This is a genomic window from Microbacterium sp. GQ128 (assembly GCF_059758615.1).
This window is the reverse complement of record NZ_JCAXDY010000001.1, coordinates 1,062,845-1,084,326: the sequence shown is the minus strand read 5'-3', so window position 1 is coordinate 1,084,326 and position 21,482 is coordinate 1,062,845. Positions and strand designations below refer to the sequence as shown.

Here is a 21,482-nt window from a genome sequence, read left to right as displayed (position 1 = left end):
GAAGGGCGCGAGATGCAGACGATCGTCCGCTTCTCGCGCCCTTCGTGAGGTGCTGAGGACTGTCAGGCCCCGGCGACCGGAGCCGCTCCCGCGCCGGAACCGCCGCGGCGACGCCGGCGACGACGTGCGGGGGCCGGCTTACCGTCGTGGTGCTCCTTGCCCGCACCGTCGTGCGTGCCGGCGCCCTCGGCGCTGCGGTCGGCTGCCGGAGCGGACTGGCCCTCGGCGGAAGCCGTCTCGGCAGCACCCTCGGCGAAGGTCGATCCGACCGGGGTCGTGCTGTTGCGGCGACGGCGGCGACGGCGCGTGCCGCCCTCGTCGGTGCCTTCAGCCGCGGCATCCGCCGCACGCTCAGGACGACGGGTGCGCTCGGTCTTGACCGACTCCGTCTTCGGCGCCGACACCAGGCGGCCCTTGGTGCCCTGGGGGATGTCGAGGTCCTCGAACAGGTGCGGGCTCGACGAGTAGGTCTCGATCGGCTCCGGCTGACCGAACTCGAGGGCGCGGTTGATGAGGGCCCACTTGTGCAGGTCCTCCCAGTCGACGAAGGTGACCGCGATACCGGTCTTGCCGGCGCGACCGGTGCGGCCCGCGCGGTGCAGATACGTCTTGTCCTCGTCCGGGATCGTGTGGTTGATCACGTGCGTGACATCGTCGACGTCGATGCCGCGGGCGGCGACGTCGGTCGCGACCAGGACGTCGCGCTTTCCGGCCTTGAACGCCGCCATCGAGCGTTCGCGCTGATCCTGTCCCATGTCGCCGTGCACGCCGCCGACGTTGAAGCCGCGGTCGCTCAGCTCGTCGACGAGGCGCTGGGCTGCACGCTTCGTGCGGGTGAAGATCACGGTCTTGCCGCGGCCCTCGGCCTGCAGGATGCGGGCGATGATCTCGTCCTTGTCCATCGAGTGCGCGCGGTAGACCAGGTGCTTGATGTTCGCCTGCGTGAGGCCCTCATCGGGGTCGTTCGCCCGGATGTGGATCGGGTTGGACATGAACCGGCGGGCGAGCGCAACGATCGGGCCGGGCATGGTCGCCGAGAACAGCTGCGTGTGGCGGACGCCCGGGACCTTCTGGAAGATCTTCTCGATGTCGGCGAGGAAGCCGAGGTCGAGCATCTTGTCGGCCTCGTCGAGCACGACCTCGGTCGCGTTCGAGAGGTCGAGCAGCCGCTGGCCCGCGAGGTCGATCAGACGCCCGGGGGTTCCGACGACGATCTGCGCGCCGGCCTTGAGCTGGTCGATCTGCCCCTCGTACGCCTTGCCGCCGTAGATGGCGACGACGCTGGTGGAACGGTTGCTGGTGAGCAGGTCGATGTCTTCGTAGACCTGCACCGCGAGCTCGCGGGTCGGCACCACGATGAGGGCCTTGACGCCGTGCTCCGGGTCTTTGCCGAGGCGCTGGACGACGGGGATGCCGAAACCGAAGGTCTTGCCGGTTCCCGTCTTGGCCTGACCGATGATGTCCTGGCCGGGAAGGCCGAGGGGGATGGTCTGCTCCTGGATGGGGAACGCGTCGACGATGCCTTTGGCGGCGAGTGCGTCGACGATGTCCTGGTCGATGCCGAGATCGGCGAAAGTTGTCACTTTATTCAGATTGCCTGTCCGGCGAGCCTGGGGGATCGCCACGTTAACGGATCCACGCCGTCTCTTGTGCCACAGGCGCGGGGCCCCGCTCCGACGGCGGGGACACGCCCAGCCTACCCGAGGGGCCGTCGAGACCCGGAAGGAGGTCCGGGCGCGGGTATTGTGAACGACGTGGCGGACTCGGGAGGAAGACCTCGTGGTTAAGTGGTTCTGGCAGCGCGAAGACGCGCCGCGGCGTACCCTCACCCTGCGCAGTCGAGGGGAACAGGGCGATGCCACGCGCATCGACTTCGCCGAGCTCGCGCCCGAACTCGATCGCTTCCTCGGCCAGGCGGCCTACCTGCAGCTGGGGTATTTCGAGACGCTCACCCGACTCATCCGAGCGACGCCGGAGCTGTCCGAGAAGGAGTCGCTGTCGCGCGCGGCGGGTGCTGCACTGACCAAGCACCGCGGCATCGTCGAAGTCATCGCCGAGCGCGGCGGGGATCCGACGCAGGTGATGCTGCCGTTCCGCGAGCACCTCGATGCGTTCCGGCGCAAGACCATCGGCGCGCGTCCGCGAGAGACCCTGCTGGCGGTCTACATCACGGCCGGCATGCTCGACGACTTCTACCTCGCGCTCGCCTCGAGCTACGGGGACACCGGGCGTCGGGTCGCGCAGATCCTGCGGGAGGATGACGCCGGCCATGAGATCGTCGCGATCATCCAGGAGACGATCGAGAGCGACGAGGAGTGGCGTTCGCTGCTGTCGATGTGGGCTCGCCGACTGGTCGGAGACACGATCCTCGTCTGCCGTTCCGCCCTGCGGCCCGAGCTGCTCGACGTCGATGACGCGCGCATCGAGCCGGTGTACACCGAGCTGATGGGCGCGCACGCGCGACGCATGGATGCGATGGGCCTCGCGTCGTAGACGCCGACGAGCATCCTCGCGATCAGATGCCCAGTGCCGCCTTGGCGGCGGTGTCGGAGCGCTTGCGCATCCCCGTGATCGCGAACGTCGCGAGAGCGGCGATCGCGGCGGCACCGAGGACGCTCGCGAGCCACAGCCAGATGCTGTCCTCGCCGACGCCCAGCCACTGCAGTCCCGTGTAGAGGATCGCCGACACGGCGGTCGCGATCGCGGGGGCGAGGACGACGCCGCGCAGCTCGCGGTCGGCGATCAGGAAGTGCACCGCGATTCCCAGCGCGCACGCCCCGACGAGTGCGAGGAGGATGTACATCGTCGGATCAGGCGACGAAGCCGACGCGGCGCGATTCCTCGGAGCCCAGCTCGATGTAGGCGAGGTTCGCGGTCGGGACGATGTAGGAGTTGCCCTTCACATCGGCGAAGCTCACGTGCGTCGCGTTCTGCTCCAGCGCCGTGGCGACCTGGGTGCGGACCTCGTCCGCGCTCGCGCCGGTGTCGAAGCTCAGTTCACGGCCGGTGTTGATGATGCCGATGCGGATTTCCACGCGTGCTCCTTGAAGTTCGGGGACTGGCCCAACTCTACCCCGCGCGCCTCGCACCGGATCGGCCGACGGCTGCCGTTTCGCCCTGAGCGCACAGCGGGGACGCACGCCGATGTCCGCGCGTCCGGATAGCGTGGATGACATGACATCGGATGCTGCGCAGCGAGCTGTGATCGCCGCGGAGCCGTCGGCATCCGGCATCATCATCGGAGCACCGGGAACGGGGAAGACCCGTACCCTCGTCGACCGCGTCGTGCATCTGCTGGACGCGCAGGGGCTGCGACCGGAAGAGGTGCTCGCGCTCACTCCGAGTCGCCAGGCGGCTACGGCGCTGCGAGATCGGATCGGCGTGCGCATCGGTCAGGCCACACCCGGGCCCCTGGCGCGATCCCTCGGATCCTTCGCCTTCCAGCTCGTGCGCGGCGCGATGGTGCGACAGGGGGCGGAGCCGCCCGCTCTGCTCACCGGTGCGGACCAGGACCGCATCATCGCGGAACTGCTCGCCGGCGACGCGGAAGACGGGCGTATTCCGTGGCCGGACGCTCTCAGCGCCTCCGTTCGCGCCTCGAAGGGATTCCGTTCCGAGCTCCGAGCCTTCCTGGCGGAGTGCACCGAGATCGGCGTCCACCCCGACGAGCTCCGTGCGTCGGGCAACGATGTGTGGGCCGCGACGGCGGAGTTCCTCGTCGAGTATCGGACGGTGCTCGATGCACTGCGATCCGCACACCGGGACGCCGCTGATCTCCTGAGTGAGGCGAGCACGATCCTGTACGGGGCGGACGCGGCGACGCTCGGCCCGCTGGCGCCCCTGCGGGTGGTGCTGATCGACGATGCGCAAGAGCTCACACGCGGCGGTATCACGATGGTCCGGGGCCTGCGTGAGCGAGGCATCGCCGTTCTGGCCTTCGGCGACCCCGACATCTCGTCCGGCTCCTTCCGCGGGGCCAGCCCCGAGCTGTTCGCCCAGCTCGCAGGCGCGCTCGGGGAGGTGCATGTGCTCGACGGTGCATATCGCCAGCGGCCGGCGCTCACAGCTCTCACCAGGACGGTCACGCAGGCGATCGGCGTCTCCGGGCGGGTGGAGCACCGGCGTGCTCCCGTGCCGGTGGCGTCGGAGGAGATCGAGGCCCGGGTCTCGACATTCGTCGCTCCCTCGCCGTACGAGGAGCTCGATCGCATCGCGGGCGTGATGCGGGAATGGCATCTCTCCGAGGGGATCCGCTGGGATCGGATGGCTGTCGTCGCACACGACACACGACAGGTGACCACGCTGGAGACCGAGCTCGCGGCCCGCGAGATCCCCACCCGGGCCGCCGGAGTACAGCGCCCGCTCGGCAGCGAGGGCATCGTGCGCGACATCGTCGGCATCGTGCGCCTGGCACTGACCCCGACCGAGGAACGCACATCCGACGCGCTCGAAGAGGCCATGCGCACCCCGTTCGGAGGGATGGACGCGATCGGGCTGCGCCGCCTCCGTGCCCGGCTCCGGCACATCGAGCTCGAGCAGGGCGGCGCGACGCCCGCACGAGAGCTGCTGCGACGGGCCATGGCCAACCCGGCGCACCTGACCCTCATCGACGCTCCGGAGTCGCGCACGGCCGAGCGCTTCGCCGAGACGATCGAAGCCACAGCCAGAGCGGCCGCCGAAGGGGAGACGATCCACGATCTGCTGTGGCGGGTGTGGGATCAGGCCCGCGCCGTGGACGGTCGCCGGCTGCAGATCGCCTGGCGCGAGATCTCGCAGCTGCCCACCGGTGCCGAGACGGCGCGCGCACTCGATGCTCTCGTCGCCCTCTTCGACGCCGCGAAGAGGTTCGTCGAGCGCACCCCCAACGAGAAACCGCATACTTTCGTGCGCGACATCCTCGACAGCGAGGTCCCCGAGGACTCGCTTTCGACTCCTGATCGCCCGGGCAAGGTCACGCTCCTGACTCCAGCCACCGCGCTCGGCACGGAGTTCGACGCGGTCGTGGTCGCGGGGGTGCAGGACGGCATCTGGCCGAACGTTCGTCTGCGCGGCGGACTGCTGCAGACCTGGCGGCTGGCAGATGCGATCCACGCGTCACGCACCGGCATCAGCACCGAGCCTCCGGGCGTGCTGGATCGGCGGCGGGCGGCGCTGCACGACGAGCTCCGGCTGTTCGTCCGGGCGGTTTCGCGTGCGCGTGATCGCCTGCTGATCACGGCGGTCGACGACGACGATCTCACGCCGAGTCCCTTCTTCGGGTTCCTGCCCGCCCCGGAACCGCCCGAACGGCACGCGTCCGCCGAGCATCCCCTCACCCTGCGCGGGCTGGTCGCCCGGCATCGTCGCGCCCTCACCGCCGCGCATGCGGAGCCGATCAGACGCGACGCCGCCGGGCAGCTCGCCGTGCTGGCCCGGGAGGGTGTGCCCGGCGCGGATCCAGCCGAGTGGTACGGCGTGACCCCGACCTCGACCGATGCGCCGCTGCGAGATCTCGCGGTCACCGGCGCACGGGTCTCGCCATCGAAGATGGAGTCCTATGAGGAGTGCGGTCTGAACTGGGTCGTCTCCGCGCTCGGCGGCGACACGGTGATGCCCCCGACCGCCGGCATCGGCACGATCGTGCACGAGGCGATGGAGCGTGTTCCCGACGGCGACCTGGAGCGCATGCGCGCGATCGTCGCCGAGCACTGGCCGGAGTTGGACTTCGAGACCGAGTGGATCGGCCGCAAGGAGCGGCGGCGGGCCGACGTGCTGGTGGATCGCCTGCACACCTATCTCGGCGACGTGCGCCGCGAGGGCGGTCGGGTGATCGGCAGCGAGATGGAGTTCCGCTTCGCCGTCGACGTGGCCCCCGACGCGGAAGTCGAGACCGTGCCGACGGTACATCCGGTCGGGGAAGACCGGGCGAACAAGGCGGTCATCCACGGGTACATCGACCGGGTCGAGGCGTATCCGCCCGAGGCCGGCGAGCACTCCCATGCTCGGGGACGCGGTTGGGAGCGGATGTCGGGCGGAACGGAAGGGCCCGTGGTCGTCGTCGACCTGAAGACCGGAAAGAACGATCCGGAATCCGACTCCGGCGTCGCCGAGCACGCGCAGCTGGCCGCCTATCAGGTCGCCGTCCAGGAGGGCCTCGTCGAGGGTGCCCCGCCGACGTCGCTGGCGGGGGCGCGGCTGGTGATCGTCTCGAAGACGCTCGCGAAGAGCGACTATCGCATCGCGCATCAGCACACGCTGAGCGACGAGTCGCGCTCCGCCTTCCTCCGGCGGGTGTCGGATGCAGCGCGCGGCATGTCGGCATCCAGCTTCACCGCGCAGGTGGAGTCGCACTGCGCGGACACACAGCGCCGCGTGCATCCGTGTCGCATCCACACGGTGCCGGCGGTGAGTTCGTGACGGGGTGGAGCGGCGGCGAGGGTATCTCCGCCACCGACATCGCCGCCGCCCTCGGCCAGCCGTCGCCCACAGCCGCCCAGCAGCGCGTGATCGAAGCCCCACCGGAGCCGGCCCTGGTCGTGGCCGGCGCCGGCAGCGGCAAGACCGAGACGATGTCGGGGCGTGTGGTGTGGCTGGTCGCGAACGGACACGTGCGCAGAGATGAGATCCTCGGCCTGACGTTCACGCGGAAGGCGGCGGGCGAGCTCGCAGAGCGGATCGGTCATCGGCTGGCGGTCATCGACGAGTACGGTCGCCGTGGTCTCCTGCCGCATCTGCCCGAGATCGTGCGGACCGGCGCGCTGCGCCGCGTCGACGAGGCGGCGCAGGGCCGCCAGCGGGAGCTGGTGCGCACCCACGTCCTCGACGAGCTGGCCGCGCGCCTCGGCACCGGGTGGGATCCGGCGACGCCGCGATCGGCGGAAGACCTCATGGTCCGGCCGCGCGTCTCGACGTACAACGCGTTCGCCGACGGCATCGTCCGCGAACACGCGGCGCGGATCGGGCGGGATCCCGACGTCGCGATGCTCAGTCAGGCAGCCTCCTGGATGCTCGCGCGGGAAGTCGTGCTCCGCAGCGATCTGCCGGAGCTCGAGAACATCGACTACGCGCTCGGAACGATCATCGACGCTGTGCAGCGGCTTGCGGGGGACGCCCTCGACCATCGTGTCGACCTCGATTCGGCCGAACGGATCGCGCGGGAGCAGGCACTCGCCTTCGAGCCGTATCGCAGCAACGCCGATGTCGAGAAGGCGGCGGTCAACCTGCTCAGTCTGCCGACGCTCGCACGCCTGGTGCGCGACTACATCGACGCGAAGGAACGCCGTGGCGTGCTGGACTTCGCCGATCAGGTCAGCGGGGCTTACGACATCGTCGAGTCCGCGCCCGACGTCCGCGCGGAGCTCCGTGAGCAGCATCGCGTCGTGCTCCTCGACGAGTATCAGGACACCTCGGTCATCCAGACGCGGTTCCTCGCCGAACTCTTCCGTGATTCCGCGGTGATGGCGGTCGGCGACCCCCATCAGTCGATCTACGGCTGGCGGGGCGCGAGCGCCGACAACCTGTACGCCTTCGCGGGCACGTTCTCGGGCACGGGAACAGCGACGACCTACAGCCTCATGACGAGCTGGCGGAACGATCGGGGCATCCTCGGCATCGCGAACCGTGTGCTCGAACCGTTGCAGCGGCCCGGACTCGACGTGCCGCCTCTCGAACCTCGCCCCGGAGCGGGAGAAGGCACGGTCGCCGTGCGATTCCCGTTCACGGTCGACGAGGAGGCCGCGGCCGTCGCGGACTGGTTCGCCGACAGGCGGGCGGAGCACGATGCCCGTGCGGCCGGTGCAGGGCAGGCGCAGACGCCCCACACCGGAGCGATCCTCTTCCGCTCCAAGCGGCACATGCAGACCTTCGCGGCTGCGCTCGCCGGTCGAGGCATCCCGCACCGCATCCTCGGCCTCGGCGGACTCCTGGCGACACCGGAGGTCGTCGACGTCGTCTCGACCCTTCGCGTCGTGCACGACCCCACGGCCGGGTCCGCGCTGATCCGCCTGCTCACCGGTCCCCGGTTCGGCGTCGGTGTCGCCGACATGGCCGCCCTCTACGATCTCGGCCGCACCCTGTCGGAGCGCGACACCGCGATGGCGCCGCTGCCGGAGGAGGTGCGTGCACGGCTGCGCTCTTCCCGCGGCGCGGACGAGGCGGTGTCGATCATCGACGCGGTCGACGTGGTGCGAGCAGTGCGCGACGACTACCGGCTGCTCGAATCGATCACCCCTGACGGCCGTGCGCGGGTCAGAGCAGCGGGGGAGATGCTGGAACGGCTCCGACGCGCCTCGTCCCAGCCGATCCCCGAACTGATCCGGCTCATCGAGCTCGAACTCCGCCTGGACATCGAACTCGCCGCGAACGAGACGAGGGGTCCCGCGCGCATCGCGGCCACGCAGCTTCGCGCCTTCGCCGACGAGGTTCGTGCGTTCCTCGCCGCCGACGAGCGGGGGAGCATCGGCAGCCTGCTCGCCTGGCTCGACAAGGCCGAGAGCACGGATGAGCTGATGCCGCGCCCGGAGCCGCCGGAGGCCGGTGTCGTCCAGCTGCTGACCATCCATGGATCGAAGGGGCTGGAGTGGGATGCGGTCGCGGTGGTCCGACTGGTGGCCGATGAGCTCCCGAGCAGGGTCTCCGACACGTCCGGGTGGTTCGGATTCGGCGTCGTGCCGTTCGCGCTGCGCGGGGATCGGGACGCGTTGCCGCGTTTCGAGTGGGACCCCGCCGAGGCCATGGGCGGCGAGGCCGACCCCGTGAAGCGACAGAAGCTCGCGCAGGCGTCGCTCTCGGGCGGCGCGACGAAGGCGAATCCACACGGGGGCGCACTCAAGCGGTTCAAGGACGCCTACCGCGCCTACCAGCAGCAGGAGGAGCGACGCCTGGCCTACGTCGCGGTCACCCGTGCGCGGACGGATCTGCTCCTCAGCGGTGCGCACTGGGCCGGGCAGAAGGCCCCTCGCACGCCGAGCCCTTTCCTGGTCGAGGCGATCGAGGTGCGCGGCCTCGAGCCGATCGAACCGGTCGACCCGGACGACAACCCTTACGACGGCCCCGGTTCCACCCTTCAATGGCCCCTCGATCCGCTGGGAGCCCGGAGGCACGTCGTCACCGCGGCAGCCGCAGCCGTCGACGATGCGATCCGTGCCGGGACATCCCAACCGACCATCGAGCTCGAACGTCTCCTGGCCGAGCGCGCCGCCCGCCAGCGCGGGACGGATGTCGAGGCCCCGACCCGTGTGCCCGCTTCGCGGTTCAAGGACTACGTCACCGATTTCTCGGGGACGCTGTCGTCGATCGTGCGCCCCATGCCGGAGCGCCCCTATCGGCAGACGCGCCTCGGCACCCTGTTCCACGCCTGGGTGGAGCAGCGGTCCGAACTCGTCGGGGTCGGCAGCCGCGTCGACGAGGCACTCTGGGAGATCGACGAGGACGAGGTCGCGTCAGATCTCGTGCGAGAAGGATCGGGTGCTGCCGCTGACGCCGCCGACCTCGACGCCCTGCAGAAGACGTTCGAGCGCAGCGAATGGGGCAGGTTGAAGCCGATCGCCGTGGAGATCGAGATCGACTTCGCGCTCGGGGCCGGCCTGCCCGGGGCGGACGAGCGCGGAGGGGCTCACATCGTGATCTGCAAGCTCGATGCGGTGTACCGGCGCGCCGATCGCGGCGACCGCATCGAGATCGTGGACTGGAAGACCGGCCGGGCGCCGCGCACAGCGCAGGAGCGCGACGAGCGGATGCTGCAGCTCGCGCTCTACCGCCTGGCCTATCACCGGCGCTTCGAGGTGCCGCTCGACGAGATCGACGTGGCGTTGTACTACGTGGCCGACGATCTGATCATCCGCGGCGACCGCGTCTATTCGGAGGAAGAACTCTTCCAGCGCTGGAGTGCTGCTCGCGCGGCGCGCTGAGCCTCGTCGGAATCGTCCCCGTCGTCGTCGTCGGCGTGCGCGCGCGGGGCGAGCGGATGCGAATCTTCGCGCGCTCCGGCGGCTCCGCTGGTGCCGGCGAACAGGCTCGCGACACCGGAGAGGTCTTCGGTCTCGATGTTCAGCATCTGAGCCCGGTGCGCGCTCTCGTCGGTACGACGGTCGGTTCCGGTTCCCGTTCCGGGCAGGGGGTCGTGCGGCGCGGTCTCGCTCTGCGCGGGGTCCGACTCGTCATGGGTGGTCGCCCACAGCTCTTCCGGGTTGTACGCGTCGGTGTGCATCGACGTGTCGATCTCGGCGGCGGCGTCCTGGGGAACCCGGTCGAGCGCGTCGAGGGCGGAGTCGACAGCGTCCCCGCGGGCATCGACGATGTTCAGGTCGTCGTCGCGGATGCCTTCGGCGAGTGCATCGAGCAGGGCGGCCGCATCGTCGACGATGTCCGGTCGGTGCATCGAATCGCCGTGGACAAGCCACCGGGCGAACTCGAGCTCGGCCAGCAGGCGTGCTCGTACTTCCAGGCCGCCGTCCGGGGCGCGGTCGACCGCGCGTGCGTACGACGCGTGCACATCGCCGGCGGCATCCGGGGCTGCCGAAAGCCACGAGAGGTCGAGAGCCGGATCGCCGACGGAGAGTCCGTGCCATCCGACGAGTCCGACCACTTCGGGGCCGCGCTCGGGGTCGTCCTCGAACAGGAACGAGGTCGCCTGGACGCCGCCCAGGATGACGGTGGATTCGAAACGCCACAACTCGTCGTCGGCGACGGCATCGCGCCAGCGGACCGTGAGCCGGGCCGGCACGCGACCGGTGGCGGCGGCGGTGTCGATCAGGCGCTCCAGCTCCGCGCGGCTCTCCTCGGCGCTGCGAGTGGCGAGCCCGGCGCCGCGGACGACTGAGGTCGGAAGGCCGTGCACGGCGGCGATCGACGCCCCCATCGATTCCGCGGCGCCACGCCCGGCCGGCACCAGGGCGGCCTCGATCTGGAATCCGGGGAGGAGCTCGGTGACGAGGGCGCGTGCGTCGCCGAGACGCGTCTCTCCGATGTAGGCGGGGGCGCGGAACGGGAGCATCGCCCGTGCGCCGTCGGTCAGTGCGCGCAGCGCGAGCGCCTCGGCAGCGAGCTCACGCGCGGTCTCGTCGTCGTCTGCGACGCGGATCGCGAGCTCGCGACCGTCGGCGAGCGAGGCCACCGCCGAGTCGAACCGCGCGTCGCCATCCGCGCTCAAGCTGCGGGCGCCCGTGACCTCCGCCCCGGGCAGAGCAGCGGTCACTGCCGCGGCTAGAGTGAAAGGAGAGCGTCCCATGCCCCCAGGGTAGGTCGGCTCAGGGGCGGTCCCGCCTCCGCCACGCCCGTGAAAGAGGGAGTCGATGACCATTCAGCGCCCGTCCCTCGACCGTGCAGCCGAACTCCGCGATGAGCCGGACGTCATCGGCCGCCTCCGCGACGACCCGGCCACCCGGGCGATCGTCGTCCGCGAAGGGCGTGTCAGAGTCGTCGATTCGGCGCTCCTCCGGGTGCCCCCGCAGACTGTGGTCGAGGCGACCTGGGCTCTCCTCGGACGCGACGCCGACGGCACCGTGCTACTCCTCGCCGCCGCCCCGCCCGAGACCGATGCGCTCGACACCGCGCCCGACGAGGTCTGGCTCGGGCTGCGCGATCTCGGCGGCCGTATCGACGGGCAGGAATCGGAGTTGCTCACCGGTGCCATCGCGCTGGCCGGGTGGCTCCGCGATGCACCGTTCTGCCCCACGTGCGGCGGGGGGACCGAACTGCGCAACGCCGGGTGGTCGCGGCGCTGCCTGGTGTGCGGACGAGAGCACTTCCCGCGCACCGACCCGGCCGTCATCGTCGCTGTCGAGAGCCGTGACCGGGAACGTCTGCTGCTCGGCGCCAACGCGAACTGGGGCGGCCGCATGTACTCGTGCTTCGCCGGCTTCACCGAGGCGGGGGAGTCGCTGGAGTCGACGGTCCACCGCGAGATCGAGGAGGAGTCCGGCGTGCGCCTGTCGTCGCTGCGCTACATCTCGTCGCAGGCCTGGCCGTTCCCGAGGTCGCTCATGGTGGGTTTCCGCGCGGTCGTGGACGACGAGTCCGCAGCGCTCGCCGACGGCGAGGAGATCGTCGATGTGCGCTGGTTCACCCGTGCGGAGATCGGATCCGCGCTCGCCGGGGATGGTCCGGTCGGGCTTCCGGGGCACGCGTCGATCGCCCGCGCACTGATCGTCGACTGGTACGAGGAGCACGCGTGAGCGCACTCGATGCCCTCGACGAGCGGCAGCGGGCTGCAGCATCCGTCCTTCGTGGTCCCGTCGTCGTGCTGGCCGGAGCCGGTACCGGGAAGACACGTGTCATCACGCATCGCATCGCGCACGGCGTCGACACCGGTGCCTACTCGCCCTCGCGCGTCATGGCGGTCACCTTCACCGCCAAGGCGGCGGGGGAGTTGCGGGGGCGACTGCGGGCGCTCGGGGTCGATGGGGTCGCTGCTCGAACCTTCCACGCGACCGCGCTCGCGCAGCTCAACTTCTTCTGGCCGACGCTCGCCGGCTCGCCGGCACCGTCGATCATCGACAACAAGGTGCGGATGCTCGGTCAGGCCGCTGATGCGATCCGGCTCCGCCCGAGCACGGCCACCCTTCGCGACATCGCATCCGAGATCGAGTGGCGCAAGGTCTCGATGCTGTCGATCGACCAGTACGCCGCGCTCGGGCGACCGATCAGCGGTGTCGACGCCGGTCAACTGGTCGAGCTCATGCGCGGCTACGAAGCACTGAAGGACGACCGTCGGCAGCTCGACTTCGAAGACGTGCTGCTCGCATGCGCGGGCATGCTGGAGGCGGAGCCGCGGGTCGCGGCATCCGTCCATGAGCAGTACCGTCACTTCACGGTCGACGAGTTCCAAGACGTCTCGCCGCTGCAGAACAGGCTCCTGGAGCTGTGGCTCGGCGACCGGCACGACATCTGCGTCGTCGGCGACGCCAGCCAGACCATCTACTCCTTCGCCGGCGCGGAGCAGCGGTTCCTGCTCGAGTTCGAACGCCGTCACCCCGATACCACCGTCGTACGGCTCGAGACCAACTACCGATCCCAGCCGCCGATCCTCACGGTCGCCAATGCGCTCATGCAGGGCCGTCCCGGAGCGCTGGAGCTCGTACCGGCGCGCGAGCAGTTCACCGCCGACGCCCCCACCGTCACCGCCTACGACACCGAGGGCGAAGAGGCCGCGGGCATCGCTGCCTCCATCTCCGCTCAGATCACGGCAGGAGCGTCGCCCTCGGAGATCGCCGTGCTCTACCGTGCCCACGCGCAGTCCGCGATGCTGCAGCAGGCGCTCGCCGCGGAGGGCATCGCGACGACGGTACTGGGCGGGACCCGCTTCTTCGCGATGCCGGAGGTGCGACAGGCGATCCTGGCCCTGCGTGCGGCGGCGGTCGCACCCACGGAGCAGGGCTTCCTTCCCGGTGTGCAGCGAGTGCTGCGCGAGCTCGGACTCACCGACGAGCCGCCCGCGGCAGGCGGGGCGCAACGCGGCGGGTGGGAGGCGCGGCGTGCGATACTCCGGCTCGCCGAGGAGGCAGGACCCGACGCGAACCTGCGCAGCTTCAGCGACGCACTGATGGCGCGAGCGAAGGACCAGCATGAGCCCACGATGCGCACGGTGACTCTCTCGACCCTTCACGCGGCGAAGGGCCTCGAATGGCCCCATGTGCATCTCGCCGGCTGGGCCGAGGGCTCCCTCCCGATCTCCTACGCGACGAGCTTCGAGTCGATCGATGAAGAGCGGCGTCTGGCCTACGTGGGGGTCACGCGGGCCGCGCGAACGCTCTCGCTGTCCTGGTCGCGATCGGCAGGACGGGGCGAGCGTGCTCCGTCGCGGTTCCTCGCTGAGATGGGGACCACGGGCCGCGGCACCGGCATTCTTCGTGAAACGTCACCGAACGCCACACGCGGGAACCGTCCGCGCTGACACGCACGACGCGACCCGCAGCGCCGTCGTCGTCGGCGAGGAGCCCGGCGGCGAGCCGTCCGGCCTCGGCGACCTGCGCGGCGCGGATCGGGCCGGGGTCGCGCCCGATCATCTGCGTGTGCAGCAGCGGCCACGCCGGGTCGAGGGCGGTTGCGTGCGCATCTCGGCACGCGAGGCAGGCGGTTTCGCCGGGGATCACCAGCGGCCCGACGGTCACTCTGCCCGGCTCGAAGGAGACGGGCAGATGCGGGGTGTCTTCGCGCAGGTGGCGTGCGAACTGCAGTGCCGCCGCCGCACCTCGCACGAGCACGACGCTCACGCCCGGTCGCCGGCCCGGATCGACGAGGGAGACGCCCTCATCGGTGAGCGCCTCGCGGATGCGGTATTCGCTGCGCCCGTCGTCGATGCCGATGCTCTCGACCCACGCCGGGCGGGGCGTGGTGGGCTCGTCGACGAGGACCGGCTCCAGGCGCGCGAGCAGATCTCTGGCCGCCTCGCGCGGTGCTCCGGCCGCGTGTGCGATCACGTCGAACGATCCCCGGCGGAAACCCGTGCGCAGGCGGCTGAGCAGGAGCTCCACCCACGCGGCATCCGCCTCGATGCGCAGTCCGTCGACGTCGCCGAGCTGCAGTGTGCGCTCGTCCCGCCACAGCAGAGGCGTACTCGGATCGAGGCGCGTGAGGATCGGCGGTGTGAGGGGCATCTCTCCGATTCTGGAGGGACGCCGGAGTCTGCGGGGTGCTCTCGGAGCATCCGTGGACAACTGCCGGCCGTGCCCCCGACGGGGGAGGAGAGGTGTGGACCTCCTCCCGCTCCGGCTGGCGGCGGGTCCTCAGACGGGGCGGTCGCCTTCCGGGGCGCCACCGTCGTCCGCGGTCCCACCGTCGGCTTCGGTCCCGTCGTCGGCCCCGGTCCCACCGTCGGCTCCATCGGCAGGCGTCTCTTCCGAGAAGTCGTCGCCGTCGAGCAACCGTGCGAGCGCCTCGTCGAACTCGTCCGCGAGGGGCTGTTCGCCGCGCTCCACGGCCTGCAGGCGGGCGACGAGTGCGCTCGGATCGTCGATGTCCTCGGCCGTCGGCATCAGGTCGGGGTAGTCCCAGAGCGAGTCGCGGGCGCTGATGCCCACGGCATCGGTCACCGCCTGCCACATCGCAGATGCTTCGCGCATTCGCCGCGGTCGCAGCTTGAGCCCGACCAGCGCACCGAGCGCGTCCTCGGCGGGACCGCCGACCGCCCGGCGTCGACGGGCGGCCTCTGCGATCCGCGCGCCGTCGGGGAGGCGCGAGGTCGCCTGTGCGGTCACCACGTCGACCCAGCCGTCGATCGTCGCGATGAGGTTCTCGAGTCGGGTCAGGGCCTCGCGCTGCGCTTCGCTCTGCACGGGTAGGAGCGCGCCTCCCTCGATGGCCGCACGCAGCTCCTCAGGGTTGGAGGGGTCCAGCCGGCTCGCGACGTCTTCGAGCGCGTCCACGTCGACGGTCACACCGCGGGCGAAGTCCGTGATCTGCGCCATCACGTGCAGGTGCAGCCACTTCGCGTGCCGGTAGAGCCGGGCGTAGGCGAGCTCCCGGGTGGCGAGATAGAGCGCGATCTGGTCTTCCGGGATCTCGAGGCCCTCGCCGAACGCCGTGAGGTTCTGCGGGATGACGGCGGCTGTGCCTGCGGGCAGCACAGGGATCCCGACGTCGCCGCCGGAGACCACCTCGAGCGACAGGTTGCCGAGCACCTGGCCGAATTGAGCGGCGAACACCGAGCCGCCGAGGCCGCGCATGAGCTTGCCCGCGCCTTGGACGACGTCGCGCATCTCCTCGGGGACCTGTGTATCGAGCGCGGAGGTGAGCGCGTCGGCGATGCTGGTCGACACCGGATCGGCGATCTCCTTCCACACCGGCAGCGTCTTCTCGACCCATTCGCCGCGGGTCATCGCGGTGGGCGTCTCGGCGAGCTCGGAGATCGTGGTGGCCTCGCCGAGCCACAGGTTCGCGAGGGCGAAGGAATCAGCGAGCGAGGTGCGGGAGCCGTCGGTGATGCCCTGGCCGTCGCGGTTGGCGATGAACAGCGCCTGCCGCAGGGCGTTCTCCCACGGGTCGCCGCCGAAGGCGCCCTGGAGCTGCGACATGATCGTCTGCATCATCGCGGGGTCGAGGGTGAAGCCGTCCATGCCTTCGAAGGCGCCTCGCAGCGCCTCGGGGTCGATGTCACCGCCGCCCTGATTCGCGAGCATCCTTCGCAGGAACTCCTGGAAGTCCTCGGGGGTGGGGTCGTTGTCTGCCATGTCGCTCGCCTCTCAGCAGGTCTGAAGCCGTGGCCTCTACGCTAGTCACAGGTTTCTGCGCGCGAACCCGATGCGGGCAGATCGGTGTACGCCGCCCGCGAACGACGGAGGAATGCAGTGGATCGAACGCGGTCTGGAAAGCTCGGACTCGGAGTCTGGGCGCTGATCGTCGCACTCGTCGCTCTGGTCGTGCTGACGTTCCTGCCCTCGCCGTACGTGATCCAGCGGCCGGGTCCGGTCTACGACACCCTCGGCACCGCAACGGACAAGGACGGCGATGAGGTTCCTCTGATCAAGGTCGAGGGCGCTGAGACCTTCGAGACCGCGGGCACGCTCGACCTCACCACCGTGCAGGTCGTCGGCAACCGCGAGCGCACCCCGAGCTGGTTCGAGCTGGCACTGGCCTGGATGGACTCGTCGCGCGCGGTCGTGCCGCTGGACTCGGTGTTCCCTGAGGGTGTCACGACCGAGCAGCGCGATGAGCGCAACGCCACGCTGATGGTCGACTCGCAGCACGAGGCGACGGCGGCCGCCCTGAACGAACTCGGCTACGACACGGGCGCAGAAGTCGTGGTCGTGGAGGCGGTCGCGGACTCACCGGCCGACGGCGCATTGGAAGCCGATGACGTGATCACGGCGATCGACGGCACGGCGGTCGAGTCGGCGACCGAGCTTCGCGCCGCTATCCAGGAGGCCGCGGGCGGCCCGGTGACCCTCACGGTGCGTCGCGACGGCGAGGAGCAGGACGTCGAAGTGACGCCCGAGGAGCACACCGAGGGCGGGGTGACGACCTGGCTCATCGGCGTCACGCTCCGCACCGACTACGACTTCGAGATCGATGTGACGATCCAGCTCGACAACGTCGGCGGCCCGAGCGCCGGGATGATGTTCGCGCTCGGCATCATCGACACCCTCACCGAGGGCGAGCTCAACGGAGGCGAGAACGTGGCCGGCACCGGCACGATCGATGCCGCCGGCACGGTCGGGCCGATCGGCGGGATCCGACAGAAGCTGTACGGCGCGCGTGACGCCGGAGCCGAGTATTTCCTCGCTCCGGAAGCCAACTGCGACGAGGTCGTCGGGCATGTCCCCGACGGGCTGCAGGTGATCCGCACGGGAACGCTCGACGAGTCGCTCGACGCGCTCGAAGTCATCGCCGACGACGGCGACGTCGCCTCGCTGCCCACCTGCGAATCCGCCGCCCGCTGATCCGCGGAGCGGCCGTGACCTCGCCGTGATCGGGATGACAGCCAGCGCACAGTGTGCGATGCCTAGGATGGAAGGGTGACCTCACCCTCAGCTCCGAATCCGGCCACGCCTCGAACGTCCCGACGTATTCTCGGCATCTCCCTGGTGATCATCGCCGCCTTGATCGCGGTGTTCTTCGTGTTCGCCTCCCTGTACACCGAATTCCTCTGGTTCGACCAGGTGGGCTTCACCGGCGTGCTCACGACGCAGTGGATCGCCACGGCGGTGATGTTCGTCGTCGGTTTCCTCGGGATGGCCGTCCCGCTGTTCGTCGCCATCCAGCTCGCGTACCGGCTGCGCCCGGTATACGTGCGGCTCAGCTCGCAGCTGGATCGGTACCAGGAGGTCATCGAGCCCCTGCGCCGCCTCGCGATGTGGGGAATGCCGATCTTCTTCGGCCTGTTCGCCGGATTCGCCGCCGCGGGGCAGTGGAAGACCGTGTGGCTCTGGGCCAACGGCGTCGCCACCTCGAGTGTCGACCCGCAGTTCGGCATCGACACCGGCTTCTACATGTTCGCGATGCCGTTCTACTCGATCCTCCTCGCGTTCGTGTCTGCGGTTCTCCTGCTGGCGCTGCTCGTCACCGCGCTCGTGTCGTACCTCTACGGCTCGGTACGCATCGGCCAGGGTGAGCTCCGCATCTCCAAGCCCGCGCGCATCCAGCTCGCGGTCATCGCGGGTCTGTACCTGCTCGTGCAGGCGGCCAGCCTGTGGCTCGACCAGTACAAGACCCTCGTCGAGCCCGACGACCGCATCACCGGTGCCGCGTACACGGGTGTGAACGCGACGATCCCGGGTCTCGCGATCCTCGCGATCATCGCCGCCGTCGTGGCGATCCTCTTCTTCGTCACCGCGGTCATCGGTCGCTGGCGCTTCCCGCTCGCAGCCACGGCGCTGCTGATCGTCGCTGCACTGGTCGTGGGCGTCGGCTACCCCTGGGTGGTCACCACCTTCCAGGTGAAGCCGAACCAGAACGCCTACCAGGCCGAGTACTACCAGCGGAACATCGACGGCACGAAGGAGGCGTACGGGGTCGCGAACCTCGAGACGACGCCGTTCGCCGCGAAGACCGATGCCGAGGCCGGCCAGCTGCGCGCCGACGCGGAGACCACGGCGTCCACTCGCATCATGGACCCGAAGGTCATCCCGCCGACGGTCCGCCAGCTCGAGCAGTACCGCGGGTACTACCAGTTCCAGAAGACGATGGACGTCGACCGGTACGAGATCGACGGGAAAATGCAGGACACCGTGGTGTCCGTGCGCGACCTCGACATGTCGGGCCTCGGCGACGGAGACAACTGGAACAACCGCGTCGCGGTCTACACCCACGGCTACGGCCTCGTGGCGGCCGCGGGCAACCAGCGCACCACCGACGGCGAGCCGGTGTTCCTCGAGCGCGGCATCCCCACCTCCGGGTTCCTCTCGGATCGGGAGAACTTCGAGCCGCGGGTCTACTTCGGCGAGAACTCGCCCGAGTACTCGATCGTCGGCGCCCCCGACGGATCCGAGCCCGCGGAGATCGACTACCCGCGCGGCAAGGACGGCTCGAGCGAGACGAAGACGACGTTCGAGGGGAGCGGTGGTCCGAAGATCGGCGACACGTTCACGAAGCTGCTCTACGCGCTGAAGTTCCAGTCGGAGCAGATCCTGTTCTCCAACCTGGTGAACGAGGACTCGCAGATCCTGTACGACCGCGATCCCAAGACGCGCGTGCAGAAGGTCGCTCCGTACCTCGAGCTCGACAGCGACCCGTACCCGAGCGTGGTGGACGGTCGGATCGTGTGGATCGTCGACGGTTACACGACCAGCTCGACCTACCCGTACTCGACGAGCGTCAGCCTGTCCGACGCGATCGCGGATTCCAACGTCCCGTCGCCGACAATCGCCATCGATGACATCAACTACATCCGCAACTCGGTCAAGGCCACGGTCGACGCCTACGACGGTTCCGTGACGCTGTACGCGTGGGACGACGAAGACCCGGTGCTCAAGACCTGGCAGAAGATCTACCCGTCGACCCTGAAGCCGATCAGCGACATGTCGGGCGAGCTCATGAGCCACGTGCGCTACCCGACCGACCTGTTCAAGGTGCAGCGCGATGTGCTCGGCGTCTACCACGTCGACAAGGCCGGCTCCTTCGCTCAGCAGGACAACCGCTGGCAGACGCCGAACGACCCGCGCAGTGAGTCGATGCTGCAGCCGCCGTACTACCTGACCATGCAGATGCCCGGCCAGGATTCGCCACGGTTCTCGATGTTCTCGACGTTCATCCCGAACTCGCAGGGTGCAGGCGGAAGCCGTGACGTGCTGATGGGCTACCTCGCGGTGGATTCGGATGCCGGCTCAGAGAAGGGCAAGAAGGCAGAGGGCTACGGCCAGCTGCGCATGCTCGAGATCGACACCGATACGACGGTGCCCGGACCCGGCCAGGTGCAGAACACCTACAACTCGGATACGGCCGTCGTGCCGCAGCTCAACCTGCTGCAGCAGGGTGAGTCCGAGGTGATCTACGGCAACCTGCTGACGCTACCCGTCGGTGGTGGTCTGCTCTATGTGCAGCCCGTGTACGTGCAGTCGTCCGAGGGGACGCAGCTGCCGCGTCTGCAGAAGGTGCTCGTCGCCTTCGGTGACCGTGTCGCGTTCGAGAACACTCTCACCGAGGCGTTGGACACCCTCTTCGGAGGCGACTCCGGTGCGACCGGTGGTGACGACGAGGTCGAGCCCACCGAACCCGGAACTGAGGATCCGGAGACCGGAGAGACGCCGACAGAGCCCACGCAGCCGACGACCGCCGAGGCCGAGGCCCTGGCCTCTGCGCAGGAGGCCCTGATCGACCGTGAAGCGGCGCTGAAGGCCGGTGACCTCGCCAAGTTCGCCGAGGCCGACGAACGACTCACCGCGGCGGTCGAGAGGCTACTGCAGTTGGAGTCCGCAGCGGGGGAGTGACCACCCCTTCGCTACGGTGAACAGAATGGGCGCCCCCTCGGGGGCGCCCATTCTCGTCTCCGGTCCGACGCGATCGTCGGATCGTCGTCGCAAAGCGAAAGGCCCTCTGACCTGGATTTCTCCGAGTCAGAGGGCCTTTCATTTGTTGCGGGGACAGGATTTGAACCTGCGACCTCCGGGTTATGAGCCCGGCGAGCTACCGAACTGCTCCACCCCGCGGCACAAGAAGTAACTTATCACGGATCCCAGGGTCGAGCCAATCGGGGCCGCCCTGCGCGACGCCCCGGGCGTGTCGATGCGCGAGGATGGGGATATGCCTGAAACCCCTGCCATCGCCGTCGCCGTGTGCCAGTTCGCGCCGACGGCGTCCCGTGCCGACAACCTCGCGCAGATCGCGGAGCTGACCGCCGATGCGGCCGCGCGGGGCGCGAAGCTGATCGTCTTCCCCGAGTACTCGAGCTACTTCGTCGACCCGATGGACGACACCCTCGCCGCGAACGCGGAAGACCTCGACGGCGACTTCGTCGAAGCTCTGACCGCGCTGGCCGCCGACCGCGCGGTGGTGATCGTCGCCGGCCTCGTCGAGCGCGCCTCCGACGGGCATCGCGTGCGGAACACGGTGGTGGCGGTGCGGGGCGACGGCATCCTCGCCGTCTATCGCAAACAGCATCTCTACGACGCATTCGGGCAGACCGAGTCCGACTGGATCGAGCCCGGAGAAGTGGGGGAGGCGTCGACGTTCGAGCTCGGGGGTCTCCGGTTCGGGCTCATGACCTGCTACGACCTGAGGTTCCCCGAGGTCGCCCGCTCGCTCGTCGATGCGCACGCCGACGCCCTCGTCGTCCCCGCCGAATGGGTCAGGGGTCCGCTCAAGGAGCACCACTGGACGACGCTGCTCGCCGCGCGTGCGATCGAGAACACGGTCCACGTGGTCGCGGCCGATCACCCCACGCCGATTGGTGTCGGCCACTCGCAGATCGTCGATCCGCAGGGTGTGGTCCTGGCAGGGGTCGGGACAGCCCCCGGCATGGCGGTCGCGGTCGTGGAGGCCGCGGCGATCGAGCGGGTGCGACGGAGCAACCCCTCGCTGCGTGCGCGCAGATACGCGGTCGTACCGCGCTGAGGGAGGGATCCGGTGCGAGC

13 protein-coding genes and 1 tRNA gene are annotated in these 21,482 nt (G+C 69.7%); 8 read left to right on the top strand and 6 right to left on the bottom strand.

What is annotated here, in order from left to right; translation table 11 throughout:
• Window positions 1–62: 62 nt before the first annotated feature.
• Window positions 63–1,583, bottom strand: coding sequence for a DEAD/DEAH box helicase (locus tag AC6CHX_RS05180; RefSeq protein WP_498271884.1), 1,521 nt, complete (start codon window positions 1,581–1,583; stop codon window positions 63–65).
• A gap of 196 nt (window positions 1,584–1,779) precedes the next feature.
• Between AC6CHX_RS05180 and AC6CHX_RS05175 the strand changes: the two genes are divergently transcribed.
• Window positions 1,780–2,493, top strand: coding sequence for a ferritin-like fold-containing protein (locus AC6CHX_RS05175; protein ID WP_498271883.1), 714 nt, complete (start codon window positions 1,780–1,782; stop codon window positions 2,491–2,493).
• Between the two features lie 22 nt (window positions 2,494–2,515).
• Here the strand turns inward: AC6CHX_RS05175 and AC6CHX_RS05170 are convergent, their stop codons facing one another.
• Both AC6CHX_RS05170 and AC6CHX_RS05165 read right to left on the bottom strand, forming a co-directional pair.
• Complete coding sequence (locus AC6CHX_RS05170; protein WP_498271882.1) at window positions 2,516–2,803, bottom strand: hypothetical protein; 288 nt, start codon at window positions 2,801–2,803, stop codon at window positions 2,516–2,518.
• Between the two features lie 7 nt (window positions 2,804–2,810).
• Window positions 2,811–3,035: a DUF3107 domain-containing protein gene (locus AC6CHX_RS05165; protein ID WP_136043592.1), complete on the bottom strand. Its 225-nt coding sequence runs from the start codon at window positions 3,033–3,035 to the stop codon at window positions 2,811–2,813.
• 139 nt (window positions 3,036–3,174) lie between these two features.
• Here AC6CHX_RS05165 and AC6CHX_RS05160 point away from each other — a divergent pair, with 139 nt between their 5' ends.
• Both AC6CHX_RS05160 and AC6CHX_RS05155 read left to right on the top strand, forming a co-directional pair.
• Entirely contained in the window at window positions 3,175–6,396 is a 3,222-nt protein-coding gene (locus AC6CHX_RS05160) for an ATP-dependent helicase (RefSeq protein WP_498271881.1), read from the top strand.
• Window positions 6,393–9,887 (top strand): ATP-dependent DNA helicase, encoded by a 3,495-nt coding sequence (locus AC6CHX_RS05155; RefSeq protein WP_498272030.1) that lies wholly within the window; start codon window positions 6,393–6,395, stop codon window positions 9,885–9,887. Before AC6CHX_RS05160 ends, AC6CHX_RS05155 begins: the two co-directional genes overlap by 4 nt.
• Here AC6CHX_RS05155 and AC6CHX_RS05150 read toward each other — a convergent pair.
• A complete protein-coding gene (locus AC6CHX_RS05150; RefSeq protein ID WP_498271880.1) occupies window positions 9,833–11,206 on the bottom strand; it encodes a protein kinase family protein in 1,374 nt (457 codons plus the stop codon). The genes AC6CHX_RS05155 and AC6CHX_RS05150 overlap by 55 nt on opposite strands.
• A 64-nt stretch (window positions 11,207–11,270) precedes the next feature.
• Here AC6CHX_RS05150 and nudC point away from each other — a divergent pair, with 64 nt between their 5' ends.
• A complete protein-coding gene (gene nudC, locus AC6CHX_RS05145) occupies window positions 11,271–12,152 on the top strand; it encodes an NAD(+) diphosphatase (protein ID WP_498271879.1) in 882 nt (293 codons plus the stop codon).
• Window positions 12,149–13,870, top strand: coding sequence for an ATP-dependent helicase (locus tag AC6CHX_RS05140; protein ID WP_498271878.1), 1,722 nt, complete (start codon window positions 12,149–12,151; stop codon window positions 13,868–13,870). The genes nudC and AC6CHX_RS05140 overlap by 4 nt, the downstream gene beginning before the upstream one ends.
• A gap of 832 nt (window positions 13,871–14,702) precedes the next feature.
• Here AC6CHX_RS05140 and AC6CHX_RS05135 read toward each other — a convergent pair.
• Window positions 14,703–16,145, bottom strand: a complete 1,443-nt coding sequence (locus AC6CHX_RS05135) for a zinc-dependent metalloprotease (RefSeq protein ID WP_498271877.1) — start codon at window positions 16,143–16,145, stop codon at window positions 14,703–14,705.
• Between the two features lie 117 nt (window positions 16,146–16,262).
• Between AC6CHX_RS05135 and AC6CHX_RS05130 the strand changes: the two genes are divergently transcribed.
• Both AC6CHX_RS05130 and AC6CHX_RS05125 read left to right on the top strand, forming a co-directional pair.
• Entirely contained in the window at window positions 16,263–17,354 is a 1,092-nt protein-coding gene (locus AC6CHX_RS05130; RefSeq protein WP_498271876.1) for a YlbL family protein, read from the top strand.
• A gap of 75 nt (window positions 17,355–17,429) precedes the next feature.
• Window positions 17,430–20,339 (top strand): UPF0182 family membrane protein, encoded by a 2,910-nt coding sequence (locus tag AC6CHX_RS05125; RefSeq protein ID WP_498271875.1) that lies wholly within the window; start codon window positions 17,430–17,432, stop codon window positions 20,337–20,339.
• 145 nt (window positions 20,340–20,484) lie between these two features.
• Here the strand turns inward: AC6CHX_RS05125 and AC6CHX_RS05120 are convergent.
• Window positions 20,485–20,558: transfer RNA gene (locus tag AC6CHX_RS05120), tRNA-Met, on the bottom strand.
• Window positions 20,559–20,652: 94 nt separating this feature from the next.
• On the opposite strand from AC6CHX_RS05120, the gene AC6CHX_RS05115 reads away from it, so the two are divergent.
• Window positions 20,653–21,462, top strand: a complete 810-nt coding sequence (locus AC6CHX_RS05115) for a carbon-nitrogen hydrolase family protein (protein ID WP_498271874.1) — start codon at window positions 20,653–20,655, stop codon at window positions 21,460–21,462.
• Window positions 21,463–21,482: the final 20 nt, after the last annotated feature.

Excerpts from the sequence above, each read along its gene's own strand:
- AC6CHX_RS05115 (WP_498271874.1), top strand. The coding sequence starts at position 20,653 with ATGCCTGAAACCCCTGCCATCGCCGTCGCCGTGTGCCAGTTCGCGCCG.
- nudC (WP_498271879.1), top strand. The coding sequence starts at position 11,271 with ATGACCATTCAGCGCCCGTCCCTCGACCGTGCAGCCGAACTCCGCGAT.
- AC6CHX_RS05135 (WP_498271877.1), bottom strand. The coding sequence starts at position 16,145 with ATGGCAGACAACGACCCCACCCCCGAGGACTTCCAGGAGTTCCTGCGA.
- AC6CHX_RS05160 (WP_498271881.1), top strand. The coding sequence starts at position 3,175 with ATGACATCGGATGCTGCGCAGCGAGCTGTGATCGCCGCGGAGCCGTCG.
- AC6CHX_RS05170 (WP_498271882.1), bottom strand. The coding sequence starts at position 2,803 with ATGTACATCCTCCTCGCACTCGTCGGGGCGTGCGCGCTGGGAATCGCG.
- AC6CHX_RS05150 (WP_498271880.1), bottom strand. The coding sequence starts at position 11,206 with ATGGGACGCTCTCCTTTCACTCTAGCCGCGGCAGTGACCGCTGCTCTG.